The organism is Pantoea sp. SM3640, assembly GCF_015654165.1.
GTDB lineage: Bacteria > Pseudomonadota > Gammaproteobacteria > Enterobacterales > Enterobacteriaceae > Pantoea > Pantoea vagans.
The window spans coordinates 3,052,409-3,067,003 of the sequence record NZ_CP064872.1; the positions used below are offsets into that span (position 1 = coordinate 3,052,409).

Genomic DNA, 14,595 nt, shown 5'->3' on the forward strand with positions numbered 1-14,595 from the left:
TAGGCCCCTTACAGATCACATCTGAATGCTAAGGGCTCTTATGCAGAGCAAACCTTAATTAAGCGTTTTCTAAAGACGCTTCTTCAGCTTGCTCAGCCAGGTCCTGAGAGCGGCCTTCGCGAACGGTGGTCGCAACGGCAGTCAGGTACAGGTTTACAGCACGGATCGCATCGTCGTTACCTGGGATAACGAAATCAACGCCATCTGGATCTGAGTTGGTATCAACGATAGCAAATACCGGGATACCCAGGTTGTTTGCTTCTTTGATTGCGATGTGTTCGTGGTCAGCATCAACAACAAACAGCGCGTCTGGCAGACCGCCCATGTCTTTGATACCGCCCAGGCTGTTTTCCAGCTTGGCCAGCTCACGCGCACGCATCAGCGCTTCTTTTTTGGTCAGTTTGTCGAAAGTACCATCCTGAGACTGAATCTCCAGATCTTTCAGACGCTTGATTGACTGACGCACGGTTTTCCAGTTAGTCAGCATGCCACCCAACCAGCGGTGGTTTACGAAGAACTGGTCGCAGCTCAGTGCAGACTCTTTTACCGCTTCAGCAGCAGCGCGCTTAGTACCTACGATCAGGATCTTACCTTTACGGGAAGAGATCTTGTTCAGTTCAGCCAGAGCTTCGTTGAACATAGGTACAGTTTTTTCCAGGTTGATGATGTGAACCTTGTTACGTGCACCAAAGATGAATGGCTTCATTTTTGGGTTCCAGTAACGGGTCTGGTGACCGAAGTGAACACCAGCCTGGAGCATGTCGCGCATGGAAACAGTTGCCATGATAAAACCTCTAAAGTTTGATTGGGGTTGGGCCTCCATGTATCCCATACGACCGACCTCTTTCAAGGCACCCCGGCGTATGTGTCGATACATGTGTGTTTTAGTACACATAATGAGAGTTATGCGTTTCCTGCTGACCGAAACGGCCATACAGAGAATCGTCGGCGCGCTTTATATCACAACCAGCCCAGTGACGCCAATAAATCATCGCTGACAGAGGCCAGCGCGTTCTCTATTTGGCAGCCCATTTGCTGGCTGCTAACATGACAGCACAGAACTTATTATTGTCGAAAATTTCGACAAATGCGGATTAATTTAATGGCAATTTCAATTAAAACCCCTGAAGAAATCGAAAAAATGCGCGTCGCAGGCCGACTGGCCGCCGAGGTGCTGGAGATGATCGAACCTTACGTGAAACCGGGTGTGACCACCGGTGAGCTGGACCGCATCTGCCACGAGCACATTACTCAAAAGCAACAGGCGGTCTCTGCCTGCCTCGGCTATCACGGCTTTCCGAAGTCGGTCTGCATCTCCGTCAACGAAGTGGTGTGCCACGGCATTCCCAGCGATGACCGCCCGTTAAAAGATGGCGATATCGTCAATATTGATGTCACCGTGATTAAAGATGAGTACCACGGCGATACCTCAAAGATGTTTATCGTTGGTAAACCGACCATTCAGGGTGAGCGCCTGTGCCGCGTCACGCAGGAGAGCCTCTATCTTTCCCTGCGTCTGATTAAGCCCGGTATTCGTCTGCGCGAACTGGGCCGGGCTATCCAGAAGTATGTGGAAGCGAACGACTTCTCTGTTGTGCGCGAATATTGCGGTCACGGCATCGGCAAGGGCTTCCACGAAGAGCCGCAGGTGCTGCATTACGATGCCGATGATAGCGGCGTTGTACTGCAGGCGGGCATGACCTTTACGGTAGAACCGATGGTCAATGCCGGTGATTACCGCATCCGCACCATGAAAGATGGCTGGACGGTAAAAACCAAAGATCGCAGCTTGTCCGCACAGTATGAGCATACTATTGTGGTGACGGAAAACGGCTGTGAGATTTTAACCCTGCGTAAAGATGACACGATCCCTGCCGTGCTCGTTGCTGAAGGGTAATTTTCTTCACGCAGATCAAGCCGGCGATGAGCCGGCTTTTTTTTGGCTAAAAAAGAGAAGAGCTGCATGAGCGTGAGTCTGTCGGAAGAGGTAAAAAACGGTCTGGTCGATTCGCCAGCCGAATGGGGTGACGACCAGTTGACCCGCGACATTCTGAAGCCGCGGCTGGAGCAGTTTCAGCAGCATCTGGCTGCCGCATTTGATGCCGGTGAAGCCGTTGAGCCGCTGATAGATGCCCGCACGCTGTTTATCGATCGGCTGCTGCGTCGCCTGTGGCGCTTCTATGGCTTTGATGCGATGCCCTCTATCGCGCTGGTCGCCGTGGGCGGCTATGGCCGTGCCGAACTGCATCCGCTCTCTGATATTGATGTCCTGATCCTCAGCCGCCAGCCGCTGAATGAACAGGCTGCACAGCGTACCAGCGATCTGCTGACGCTGATGTGGGACCTCAAGCTGGAAGTGGGCCATAGCGTGCGCACTTTGGAAGAGTGTCTGCTGGAGGGGCTGTCTGACCTGACCGTTGCCACTAACCTGATTGAATCACGGATGCTGACCGGCGACGTGGCGCTGTTTCTGGAACTGCAGAAAAACATCTTCAGCGATGGTTTCTGGCCCTCATCCACCTTCTTTGCGGCCAAAATCGAAGAACAGCAGGAACGCCACAAGCGTTACCACGGCACCAGCTATAACCTTGAGCCGGACATCAAGAGCAGTCCGGGTGGCCTGCGCGACATCCACACGCTGCAATGGGTTGCCCGACGCCATTTTGGTGCCACCACGCTGGATGAGATGGTTGGCTTTGGTTTCCTCACCGACGCGGAACGCAGCGAACTCAACGAATGCCAGGAATTTCTCTGGCGCATCCGTTTTGCCCTGCACCTCTCCCTGCCCCGCTACGATAATCGCCTGCTGTTCGATCGCCAGCTCAGCGTGGCGCAGCGCCTGAATTACCAGGGCGAAGGCAATGAGCCGGTCGAGCGGATGATGAAAGATTTCTATCGCGTCACGCGGCGCATCGGCGAACTGAATCAGATGCTGCTGCAGCTGTTTGATGAGGCGATTCTGGCGCTCTCTACCAGCGAAAAACCGAGACCTGTCGATGACGATTTCCAGCTGCGTGGCAATTTGATCGACCTGCGCGACGAAACGCTGTTTACCCGCGAACCGCAGGCAATTCTGCGTATGTTCTATGTCATGGTGCGTAACGACAGCATCAAGGGGATCTACTCCACTACCCTCCGTCATCTGCGCCATGCGCGTCGTCATCTTAAACAGCCGCTGTGCCAGATTCCGGAAGCGCGACGTACCTTTATGTCGATTCTGCGTCATCCCGGCGCGGTCAGCCGGGCACTGGTGCCGATGCACCGTCACAGCGTGTTATGGGCTTACACGCCGCTGTGGGGCCATATTGTCGGGCAGATGCAGTTCGACCTGTTCCACGCCTACACAGTGGATGAGCACACTATCCGCGTGTTGCAGAAGCTGGAAAGCTTTGCCAATGAAACCACTCGGCCGCAGCATCCGCTGTGCGTAGAGTTATGGCCGCGCCTGCCGCAGCAGGAGCTGCTGCTGATGGCCGCACTGCTGCATGACATTGCCAAAGGGCGCGGCGGCGATCACTCTATTCTCGGCGCACAGGATGCACTCGATTTCGCTGAAATGCATGGCCTTAACTCGCGTGAAACGCAGCTGGTGGCCTGGCTGGTTCGCCATCATCTGCTGATGTCAGTGACGGCGCAACGGCGCGATATTCAGGACCCGACGGTGATCCAGCAGTTCGCTGAGGTGATGCAGAATGAGAACCGGCTGCGCTATCTGGTTTGCCTGACCGTCGCCGATATCTGCGCCACCAACGAAAGCCTGTGGAATAGCTGGAAGCAGAGCCTGCTGCGTGAGCTCTTTTTCGCCACCGAGAAGCAGTTGCGACGCGGCATGGAAAACAGTCCGGACCTGCGTGAGCGGGTGCGTCACCATCGCCTGCAGGCGCTGGCGCTGCTGCGGATGGACAACATCGATGAAGAGCGTCTGCACCAGATCTGGAATCGCTGCCGCGCAGATTATTTCCTGCGCCATACGCCTAATCAGATTGCCTGGCATGCCCGCCACTTACTGGTTCACGACCTGAAGAAACCATTAGTGCTGGTCAGCCCGCAGGCCACACGCGGCGGAACCGAAATTTTCATCTGGAGTCCCGATCGCCCACACCTGTTTGCCGCCGTCGCCGGAGAACTCGACCGCCGCAACCTCAGCGTCCACGACGCGCAAATCTTTACCAGCCGCGACGGCATGGCCATGGATACCTTTATTGTGCTGGAACCGGATGGCAGCCCGCTGTCGCCGGACCGCCATCCGATGATCATTCAGGCGCTGGAGCAGGCGATCACCCAGTCTGACTGGGTGGCGCCACGAACCCGTCGTCCGTCGGCCAAACTGCGGCATTTCAGCGTGGATACCGAGGTCAATTTCCTGCCGACGCACACCGACCGTCGCAGCTACCTTGAACTGGTGGCGCTGGATCAGCCTGGCCTGCTGGCGCGCGTGGGTGAAGTCTTTGCCGATCTCGGTGTCTCACTGCACGGCGCACGCATCAGCACCATTGGCGAGCGGGTCGAAGATTTGTTTATTCTGGCTAACAGTGAACGTCAGGCGCTGGACGAAGAAATGCGCAAAGCGTTGCAACAACGGTTGACAGAGGCCCTTAATCCAAACGATAAAGTGTGACCAGACTCGATTTGTAAACATTAATCTCTTTACTTGTGTCGGGTTATTGCCCGGCATCGCACATGACAGATCAGGAAAAAAATATGCAACAGTTACAGAGCGTTATTGAATCCGCCTTCGAACGTCGCGCTGACATCACACCTGCCAGCGTTGACAGCGAAACCCGTGATGCCATTAACCAGGTGATCTCTCTGCTGGACAGCGGTGAGCTGCGCGTTTCTGAGAAGATCGACGGCGAGTGGGTAACGCATCAGTGGCTGAAGAAAGCAGTGCTGCTCTCTTTCCGCATCAATGACAACCAGGTGATGGAAGGTTCGGAAACCCGCTTTTACGACAAAGTGCCGATGAAATTTGCCGGCTGGGATGAAGCGCGTTTCAAAGCAGCAGGCTTCCGCGTCGTGCCGCCTGCGGCTGTGCGTCAGGGTGCCTATATCGCCCGCAACACGGTGCTGATGCCTTCTTACGTCAACATCGGTGCATTTGTGGATGAAGGCACCATGGTAGACACCTGGGCGACCGTCGGCTCCTGTGCACAGATTGGTAAAAACGTTCACCTTTCTGGCGGCGTGGGTATCGGTGGCGTGCTGGAACCGCTGCAGGCCAACCCGACCATTATCGAAGACAACTGCTTCATTGGCGCACGCTCTGAAATCGTTGAAGGCGTGATTGTTGAAGAAGGCTCAGTGATCTCAATGGGTGTTTACATCGGTCAGAGCACCAAAATTTATGACCGTGAAACAGGCGAAGTACATTATGGTCGTGTGCCTGCCGGCTCCGTCGTGGTTTCAGGTAACCTGCCGTCCAAAGATGGCAGCTACAGCCTCTATTGTGCCGTGATCGTGAAGAAAGTGGATGCGAAAACGCTGGGCAAAACCGGTATCAACGAACTGCTGCGCACCATCGACTGATTTCACTGACGGGCTGGAAACCAGCCCGTCATCTTTTCTTTACAGTCATTATCAAATAACATGCTTCGCGCCGCGAATTAACTGGTGCGTTTAGTTTTTATCCAGGTCATAATCCGCGCCAGTTAAATCCTGTCGCGCAATGTTCATCCCGCTTATTTATGTCTACAGTTGACGGACGTCATGAACAAGTCTGCGCGCTTCTCACTTTTGATGGAAACAACGCTATGTATGACAATCTGAAAAGCTTAGGTATCAGTAACCCGGACGACATTGACCGCTACAGCCTGCGTCAGGAAGCCAATAACGACATTCTGAAGATCTACTTCCGCAAAGATAAAGGCGAGTTTTTCGCGAAGAGCGTTAAATTCAAATATCCGCGCCAGCGCAAAACTGTCGTTGCCGATCACGCGACGCAGGGCTACAAAGAAGTTCAGGAAATCAGCCCGAATCTGCGTTATGTCATCGATGAACTGGACCAGATTTGCCAGCGCGATCAGGTTGAAGTGGATCTGAAACGCAAAATTCTGGATGACCTGCGTCACCTGGAAAGCGTGGTCGCCCACAAGATCTCGGAAATTGAATCGGACCTGGAAAAATTAACCCGTAACAGCCGTTAATTTCCTGTCCGACAAGAGACAAGAGAGGCCAGCTTTGCTGGCCTTTTTTATGCCGCAAACCTGCCCCTACCCCTGCTCATCCAGTTGCAAAGCCACATAGAGCAACAGCCTGTCGTCAAAATGACCCAGATTCAGTCCCGTCAGTTCAGAAATCCGGTTCAGGCGGTACTCCAGCGTATTGCGATGAATGAATAGTGCACGTGCGGTAGCGCTCGGCTGGACGTTATGGGTGAACCAGGCGATTAGCGTACGGCGCAGCAAGCCGTTGTTATCCATGCTCTTGAGCTTCGCCAGCGGCCGGGCGAGCTCATTGGCCTGCCAGCCGCCTCGCAAGCTGTCGAGCAGCACCGGCAGCACCAGATCCTGATAAAAATAGCTGCGCACTTCGGGCATACGCTGTTTGCCTACCATCATGGTGGTGCGCGCCGTCCGGTAAGAGCGTGCAATGCTGCCCGGCCCGGTAAAGAAGTTACCCAGCGCGATACGCATCCGGAGATGGCCACTCTCTTTCATCCGCTGCAGCAACTGCTCGACGCGGCGGCGATGATCATCCTGATCGTAACGTCCATGCCCGTTCAGGGCTGGTTTCAGCACCACCATTTCGGTCAGTGAGACAATGGCGATCAGATTATCGCGCTCCGGTGTGGTCAGCAGCGTTTGCAGCTGTTGTAACTCTGACATCGCGCTGTCGACGCCAAGCTGACCGCTATCCACCTCCAGAACGGCCACCACACGCGGTTGATTGAGATCGATGCCGAGCCGCTGAGCCCATTCAGTTAGCTGTGGCGACAGGGTATCGCTGCGGATGAGATTCAGCACCAGCTCTTCACGTAGACGGCTGTCCTGTGCCAGCATATGCAGAAGCCGCGCCTGCTCCAGCATCATCTCTGCGGTCATGCAGACCAGCTCGCCGTAGTGCCGCAATGCCAGCGGCTCGCCGGTCAGGCCAATCACCCCGACGATGTCACCATCAATGCGCAGCGGCAGGTTAATGCCGGGCCGTACGCCATGAAGATGTTTAGCCACCGCTTCATCAATGTCGACTACGCGACCCTGTGAAAGCACCAGCAGCGCACCTTCGTGCAACTCCCCAATGCGTTCCCGGTCACCGCTGCCGATAATGCGGCCCCGCGCATCCATCACATTGACATTGCTGTCAATAATTTTCATAGTGCGCGCCACGATATCCTGTGCCAGCCGGGCATCAAGGTGATAGGTAGCCATCCATTACTCCTGAAAAAGAGGGGGAGAAACAGAATACGCATGGAAAGCAGGCAGAACATTGTGCATTTGCACAGAGCCAGGCGGTCATTTGCCGAATTTGCGGTGAGCATCACACTCTGCCAGGGCAAATGCCGGACATAAAAAAGGCGGACCGCAGTCCGCCTCTTCATCAGTGGTCGTTCCGTTACTGCATCAGCAGGTAGATGCTGCTATCGCCGCGCTTCACATTCAGCGCCAGAACGGCTGGCTTGGTATCAAGGACTTTGCGCAACTCGCCGAGGTTGGTTACCGGCTGCTGGTTAACGCCCTGAATCACGTCCCCCTTCTTCAGGCCGATACGCGCTGCGGCACTGCCCGCTTTCACATTATCAACGCGAACGCCTTTATCACCAGTTTCAACATTGCTAAGGTCAGCCCCTTCAATGCCGTTGTAGATGGTGGCGGACTGCACTTTCGCCTGGCTGCTCTGCTGCAACTGAACAGATACATCGACCGGTTTGCCGTCACGCAGCAGGCCCAGTTTCAGGGTGGTGCCAACCGGCAGTGAACCCACTTCTGCACGCAGTGAAGCAAAGCTGCTCAGCGGTTTGCCGTTCATGGAGACAATCACGTCACCCGCTTTGATGCCCGCTTTTGCGGCAGCAGAGTCTGGCAGTACCTGGCTGACAAATGCACCACGCTGTGCGTCGACTTTCATCGCTTTTGCCAGTTCGGAGTTCAGTTCCGTGCCCTGCACGCCCAGCTCGCCGCGTTTAACCTGTCCAAACTCAACCATCTGCGCCGTCAGGTTTTTCACCATGTTGCTCGGAATAGCAAAGCCGATACCAATGTTACCGCCATCCGGCGCCAGAATAGCGGTGTTAATCCCAATCAGTTCACCGTTGAGGTTAACCAGCGCACCACCGGAGTTGCCCCGGTTAATCGCCGCATCCGTCTGGATAAAGTTTTCGTAATTTTCTACATTCAGGCCGCTGCGTCCCAGTGCCGAAACGATACCGGAGGTTACGGTTTCACCCAGTCCATACGGGTTACCGATTGCCACGGTGTAGTCACCGACGCGCAGATTGTCAGAGTCAGCGATTTTCACGGCGGTCAGATTTTTAGCTTCCTGCAACTGAATCAGTGCAATGTCAGAGCTGGGATCTTTACCGATGACTTTTGCGTCATAGCGACGACCGTCGCTGAGCTGCACCTGAATTTTGGTGGCATTATTCACAACGTGGTTGTTGGTCACCACGTAGCCTTTTTCGGCGTTGATAATCACGCCCGATCCCAGTGCACGGAATTTTTCCTGCTGGGTATCAGGGACGGGTGCGCCACCATTACCACCTTCACCGCCACCGTTCTGGCACATGGGTGAACCCTGGAACGGGGAACCGTCCTGACAGAAAGGCGAATTGTCGCCAAAGAATTGCTGAAACTGCTGCGGCATGCGTGGGGTTTTTACTGTGGTGGTGCCCTCAACGCTGATACTGACCACAGACGGCATCACCTTCTCCAGCATGGGAGCCAGGCTTGGCAGTTGCTGGCTTTCGGAAGAGGCCGTTTGCGCAGCAGAAACAGTAACAGGGGCGAGCGCCATGCTCAGGCTCAACGCCAGCGCACTTAACACTAAAGTCTTTTTTTTCATTTTTCGTTTCTCAATAAGATTACTGTTCAGACCATTGCTGTGGTCGAAAGGTGAGATAAATGTTTTAGCGCGAAGTTCCTTTAAAAGTTTAAGCCAAAGGTAAAAATTTATTCGCGCTCTTTACAATCGGCGGCTTATTCTACTGCCATCAGCCGCCGGTACTCATCCCAGGCATAGAGATCGGTCATGCCGCTAATATAATCCTGAATAAGCCGGAAGCGATAATAACGTTCCCACAACAGCCGCTGATATTTATGCTCCACAACCAGATTACGCATCTTGTGCAAATAGGCTTTGCGGTGTTTCCCGGAGAGCTTATGAAAAAGCCGCGTTTCAATCGGGTGCTGGCGTAAAAAATCCTCATTCATCAGCGTGGTAAAGGCTTCATAATTAAGGCGCATCAGCGGCTGATAGATCTCCAGCAGCCCTTTAATCACGCGGTAACCCTGCAGCTCCAGCTGTTCAACTTCAGAATGATTAAACACCTGCTGGCGCGCAACGGTCTTAAACAGTTGCAGTAAACGGCCCTCTTCACCCTCATCTTCCAGCAGCGCATGGTTAAAACTTCCCTCGAATATTGCAGGAAGATTATCAACAAAACGTTTCACCGCGTAACTGACCAGCACGCTCTGAACATTTACGCGTAATGACATAAAAAATTGATCGCTGCGGCTGCGGCGTTTTTTACTACAGGCTTCCCGCCAGGCTTCGCCAATAGTCCGGCTAAAGGCGTCATTATTTTTCACCGGCCCCCAGGCTTTATTGAGAAATTCAAACAAACTCTCAACATTAAAGATATCTTTTTCTACAGCGTCGTCCAAATCGGCAATACAATAGGAGATATCATCCGCCGCTTCCATTATATAGGTGAGCGGAAAGCGGTGGTGTTCTTCCATATTGGTGGCAGCACGCAGGTCGGCAATATAATCCTGCTCGGAGAGATAAAAACCGGGTTTCTTCATTAACACGCTAAATTCGGCGGGCCTTTCCCCCTGCCACCAGGCAGGAGCAGTATATTTGAGGATACAGGCGACCTGAGAGTAACTGAGATTGAGCTGCAGCAGGGTGTGCACCATACGGATAGCCTGCGCGTTGCCCTCAAAATGGCAGAGATCCTGGCGGATCATGGCATTCAGCTCATCAAAGGCTTTACGCTGTGCATCCCCTTCAACGCCCGCCACCAGCGGATCGACCAGTTCGGCAGCCAGGTTCTCTTCAAACCAGTCGTTAATGGCCGCCTCGCCAAAATGACCAAACGGCGGATTACCCACGTCATGCAGCAGACACGCCATTTCGATCAGGCTTTCAAATGCGCCTTCAAGCTCATCCAGACCATACTGCGCCAGCCCGCCCTGCATCTTCAGGGTTTGCAGGATCTCTTTGGTGATGTAGCGTCCGGTCTGCTGCACCTCCAGCGAGTGTGTCAGTCGGGAACGGACGGCGGCATTTCGCTCCAGCGGAAAGACCTGCGTTTTCTGCTGCAGTCGCCGGATGGCAGCGGAGTTGATAATCCGTCCACGGTCACTCTCAAAATGGCGGGTAATGTAATATTCGCCTTCCGGATCTTTTCGACTGGTATAAGGGCGCGAGAAGCTGATCTTCTTCCTGAAATTGATCGCCGACATGATTTACCCCTGACTTTTTCGTGAATTAATCCCCTGGATGCCATGGTAGACTATGCCCTAAATTTTGATTCTTTACATTAGCGGAACTCACTATGAAAGCAGGCATTATTGGCGCGATGGAGCAGGAAGTCACACTGCTGCGCGACAAAATTGAAAACCGTCAAACGCTGTCGCTGGCGGGTTGTGAAATCTATACCGGCACCCTGCAGGGCGTTGAGGTGGCACTGCTGAAATCGGGCATTGGTAAAACCTCTGCGGCGCTGGGCACCACGCTGCTGCTGCAGCTATGCAAACCCGATGTGGTGATCAACACCGGTTCGGCGGGCGGTTTAGCGCCGTCGCTCAGCGTCGGCGATATCGTGGTGTCAGACGAAGTGCGTTATCACGATGCTGATGTCACCGCTTTTGGTTATGAGCCGGGTCAGATGGCGGGTTGTCCGGCCGCGTTTGTGGCCGACAGCAAGCTTATCGCAGCGGCAGAAGCCTGCATTAAGCAGCTGGATCTGAATGCCGTACGCGGTCTGGTGGTAAGCGGCGATGCCTTTATCAATGGTGCCGAACCGCTGGCGCGCATTCGCAACCTGTTCCCGCAGGCGATTGCCGTTGAGATGGAAGCGACTGCCATCGGTCACGTCTGTCATCAGTTCCAGGTACCGTTTGTGGTGGTCCGTGCGATTTCCGACGTGGCCGATAAGGAATCTCACCTCAGCTTTGATGAATTCTTAAGCGTAGCGGCGAAGCAATCTTCGCTGTTGGTGGAGAACCTGCTGGCGCATCTGGCGCGTGGCTAAAACGCTGCTTTTCTGCTGGCTGCTGCTGTTAAGCGGCAGCCTGCTTGCCTCACCGCCCCGTGTTATCACCCTCGCTCCCCACCTTACCGAACTCGCCTTTGCTGCCGGGATTACGCCGATTGCGGTCAGTGCATGGTCTGACTATCCGCCGCAGGCAAAACAGCTTGAGCAGGTTGCCAACTGGCAGGGCATCAAAGCCGAACGCATTCTGCAGCTCAAACCGGATCTGGTCTTAGCCTGGCGTGGCGGTAATCCGCAGCGGCAGATCGATCAGTTGCAACAGCTCGGCGTACCGGTTAAATGGATTGATCCGCAGACGCTGGATGAGATGTTCACGGCGCTGGCCGATCTGGGCCGCTGGAGTCCCAGCCCGGAACAGGCAAGCAGAGCTGCCCAGACGTTACGGCAGCAGGAAGCCGCACTGCGTCAGCGCTATGCTCACCTGACTGCGGTTCCGCTTTTTTTGCAGTTTGGACAGCAGCCGCTGTTTACCGCCGCCAGAGCCACGCTGCAGAATGAGATTATTACCTTATGTGGTGGCAGGAATATCTTTGCCGACAGCCGCGTCAGATGGCCACAGGTCAGCCGCGAGCAGGTACTGATGCGCCATCCTCAGGCCGTTGTAACAGCGGGCAGTGCCCAGCAGGCGGAGAACATCCGTAACTTCTGGCGGCCACAGCTCACTGTGCCGGTGATTGCCATCAACGAGGACTGGCTGAGCCGGCCAGGCCCGCGACTGCTGCTGGCGGCGCAGCAACTCTGTGTGGCCCTGCATCCCGCTGAATAAATCGGCGAAATGATTAAAGTTGCTGCACTTTTTGCCGTTAATCAATACCAGAGACGAGCCGGCCACGTATGCTTGCCGTCCTTTTAGCGTCACAGCGCTTTTTTAAAACACCAGGAACCATCTATGACCAGAGCACTGCTGCTGGCCATAGGGCTATCGCTCGCCGGATCTGCATTTGCGGGATCGATTAATGGCTCTATAGGCGCCAGGCTTGTCATCTATTCACGCTGTGAAATCAACATGGCTAACGGTCAGCCCGCGCCGCAGGTGAACTGCGGCAGACAGGCAAGCGCGCAGCCGCGCGTAACCCATAGTCAGATTCAGTCGCAGGGAAGTGTGAAACAGAGTAACCGGCTGGTCACAATAGAGTGGTAAACGAGGCCGTCGCGATGACGGCCTTCGTTATCAGATACTGAAGGAAGAGCCACAGCCACAGGTGGTTTTGGCATTCGGATTGGTCACGATAAAGCGTGAGCCTTCCAGACCTTCGGTATAATCCACTGAACCGCCCACCAGATATTGCAGGCTCATCGGGTCAACCACCAGCGAGACGCCCTGCTTTTCGATCGTCATGTCGCCATCATTCAGCTGATCATCAAAGGTGAAGCCGTACTGGAAACCACTGCAACCGCCACCGGTAATATAGACGCGAAGTTTCAGCGCCGGGTTCTCTTCGTCGGCAATCAGGTTCTTCACCTTGGTGGCTGCGGCGTCGGTAAACTGCAACGGCAGTGCTACTACTTCATCACTCATGTTTTACTCCGGTAAACGCCCAGGTCAGAAAACGACCTTAATAACGCTATTATCAGCCAGCACCTCAGCGCAATCAAGCTCTGCCCTTCGCACTCTGTGCCGCTTTCACCTCCGTTAAGGGCGCGGCGGGTGAATCCGCCTTTCGTCTGCTGCCCCTCTTCCGTAGAATGGTGCAATATTTTTTATGAACCGCTGGAGCCGAAAATGAGTAAGTCCGAACAACTGTTTGCCGAGGCACAACGCCTGATCCCGGGCGGGGTAAACTCGCCAGTACGCGCATTTACCGGTGTGGGCGGCGTTCCGCTGTTTATTGAACATGCTGATGGCGCGTATCTCTATGACGCCGATGGCAAAGCCTATATCGACTATGTCGGCTCATGGGGCCCGATGGTGCTGGGTCATAACAATGCGGCGATCCGCAATGCCGTGATCGAAGCGGCCCAGCGCGGCCTGAGCTTTGGCGCACCGACCGAAATGGAAGTGACCATGGCGCAGCTGGTGTGTGAACTGGTGCCTTCCATGGAGATGGTGCGTATGGTCAACTCCGGCACCGAAGCGACCATGAGCGCGATTCGTCTGGCGCGTGGCTTTACCGGCCGCGATAAAATTATCAAGTTTGAAGGCTGCTATCACGGTCACGCCGATCATCTGCTGGTGAAAGCCGGTTCTGGTGCCCTGACGCTGGGTCAGCCAAACTCGCCGGGCGTACCGGCTGATTTCGCTAAACACACCCTGACCTGCACCTTTAACGATCTCGACTCAGTGCGCAGCGCCTTCGAGCAATATCCTGATGCCATCGCGGCCATCATCGTCGAGCCGGTTGCCGGCAACATGAACTGCATTCCGCCGCAGCCGGAATTCCTGCCAGGCCTGCGCGCGCTCTGTGATGAGTTCGGCGCACTGCTGATTATTGATGAAGTGATGACCGGTTTCCGCGTTGCACTGGGCGGCGCGCAGGCTCACTACAATGTGCGTCCTGACCTGACCTGCCTTGGAAAGATTATCGGTGGCGGGATGCCGGTTGGCGCATTCGGTGGCCGCCGCGATGTGATGGCCGCGCTGGCCCCGACCGGCCCGGTCTATCAGGCGGGGACGCTCTCCGGTAACCCGATCGCAATGGCCGCCGGTTTTGCCTGCCTGACGCAGATCGCGCAGCCTGGTACGCACGAAAAGCTGGATGCTCTGACCCGCCAGCTGGCTGAGGGTCTGCGCGAGGCAGCCCAACAGCAAAATATCCCGCTGGTGATCAACCATGTTGGCGGGATGTTTGGCCTGTTCTTCACCGAGGCTGACAGCGTGACCTGTTATGCCGATGTGACCCGCTGCGATGTAGAGCGCTTTAAAACTTTCTTCCATCTGATGCTGGAGGAAGGCGTTTACTTTGCGCCATCAGCTTATGAAGCGGGCTTTATGTCGCTGGCGCACAGCGAAGAGGATATTCAGCGCACGGTTGACGCCGCGCGTCGTTGTTTCGCGAAGCTGTAATTTCGGCAGCGTTAAAGACAAAGACCGGCAGCAGCTGGTCCCGAATCTCACAGCAACATAAAACTCAACACGAAGGGAACACGGGCAGAGGAGGAAAGCGTCCCGCGCCAGGGACGGCGCGGGACGAGCGTGTCAGGGATGACGGCTTTTGCGTCTT

At 54.9% G+C, this 14,595-nt stretch carries 13 protein-coding genes; 8 read left to right on the top strand and 5 right to left on the bottom strand.

The genetic code is table 11. The annotated features are described in order from the left end of the window. Positions 1–58: 58 nt before the first annotated feature. Positions 59–784: a 30S ribosomal protein S2 gene (rpsB, locus tag IV493_RS14330; protein WP_033731630.1), complete on the bottom strand. Its 726-nt coding sequence runs from the start codon at positions 782–784 to the stop codon at positions 59–61. Positions 785–1,102: 318 nt separating this feature from the next. Between rpsB and map the strand changes: the two genes are divergently transcribed. From map to IV493_RS14350, 4 genes are all read left to right on the top strand, one after another. After that, the gene (gene map / locus IV493_RS14335) at positions 1,103–1,897 is read left to right on the top strand and encodes a type I methionyl aminopeptidase (RefSeq protein WP_041456646.1); all 795 of its coding nucleotides are present in this window, start codon (positions 1,103–1,105) and stop codon (positions 1,895–1,897) included. Positions 1,898–1,963: 66 nt separating this feature from the next. Further along, positions 1,964–4,618: a bifunctional uridylyltransferase/uridylyl-removing protein GlnD gene (gene glnD, locus IV493_RS14340; protein ID WP_110331394.1), complete on the top strand. Its 2,655-nt coding sequence runs from the start codon at positions 1,964–1,966 to the stop codon at positions 4,616–4,618. A gap of 83 nt (positions 4,619–4,701) precedes the next feature. Further along, positions 4,702–5,526: a 2,3,4,5-tetrahydropyridine-2,6-dicarboxylate N-succinyltransferase gene (dapD, locus tag IV493_RS14345; RefSeq protein ID WP_013356835.1), complete on the top strand. Its 825-nt coding sequence runs from the start codon at positions 4,702–4,704 to the stop codon at positions 5,524–5,526. 224 nt (positions 5,527–5,750) lie between these two features. Then, positions 5,751–6,143, top strand: coding sequence for a DUF3461 family protein (locus tag IV493_RS14350; RefSeq protein WP_033731626.1), 393 nt, complete (start codon positions 5,751–5,753; stop codon positions 6,141–6,143). Positions 6,144–6,209: 66 nt separating this feature from the next. Here IV493_RS14350 and IV493_RS14355 read toward each other — a convergent pair whose 3' ends face one another. The 3 genes from IV493_RS14355 to dgt form a co-directional block, all read right to left on the bottom strand. Beyond that, positions 6,210–7,367, bottom strand: coding sequence for a CdaR family transcriptional regulator (locus IV493_RS14355; protein WP_013356833.1), 1,158 nt, complete (start codon positions 7,365–7,367; stop codon positions 6,210–6,212). Between the two features lie 184 nt (positions 7,368–7,551). After that, positions 7,552–8,997, bottom strand: coding sequence for a serine endoprotease DegP (gene degP, locus IV493_RS14360; protein WP_033781929.1), 1,446 nt, complete (start codon positions 8,995–8,997; stop codon positions 7,552–7,554). 134 nt (positions 8,998–9,131) lie between these two features. Next, on the bottom strand, positions 9,132–10,622 hold the full coding sequence (gene dgt / locus IV493_RS14365) for a dGTPase (RefSeq protein WP_033781928.1): 1,491 nt from the start codon (positions 10,620–10,622) through the stop codon (positions 9,132–9,134). 92 nt (positions 10,623–10,714) lie between these two features. On the opposite strand from dgt, the gene mtnN reads away from it, so the two are divergent. From mtnN to IV493_RS14380, 3 genes are all read left to right on the top strand, one after another. Beyond that, positions 10,715–11,413: a 5'-methylthioadenosine/S-adenosylhomocysteine nucleosidase gene (gene mtnN, locus IV493_RS14370; RefSeq protein ID WP_013356830.1), complete on the top strand. Its 699-nt coding sequence runs from the start codon at positions 10,715–10,717 to the stop codon at positions 11,411–11,413. Next, on the top strand, positions 11,406–12,200 hold the full coding sequence (btuF, locus tag IV493_RS14375) for a vitamin B12 ABC transporter substrate-binding protein BtuF (protein ID WP_195857329.1): 795 nt from the start codon (positions 11,406–11,408) through the stop codon (positions 12,198–12,200). Before mtnN ends, btuF begins: the two co-directional genes overlap by 8 nt. A gap of 123 nt (positions 12,201–12,323) precedes the next feature. Then, entirely contained in the window at positions 12,324–12,575 is a 252-nt protein-coding gene (locus IV493_RS14380) for a hypothetical protein (RefSeq protein WP_147789413.1), read from the top strand. A 30-nt stretch (positions 12,576–12,605) separates the two neighbouring features. On the opposite strand, the gene erpA is transcribed toward IV493_RS14380, so the two are convergent. Further along, entirely contained in the window at positions 12,606–12,953 is a 348-nt protein-coding gene (gene erpA / locus IV493_RS14385; protein ID WP_008925625.1) for an iron-sulfur cluster insertion protein ErpA, read from the bottom strand. Positions 12,954–13,157: 204 nt separating this feature from the next. On the opposite strand from erpA, the gene hemL reads away from it, so the two are divergent. Beyond that, positions 13,158–14,438, top strand: coding sequence for a glutamate-1-semialdehyde 2,1-aminomutase (hemL, locus tag IV493_RS14390; protein ID WP_195857330.1), 1,281 nt, complete (start codon positions 13,158–13,160; stop codon positions 14,436–14,438). The last annotated feature ends 157 nt before the right edge of the window (positions 14,439–14,595 follow it).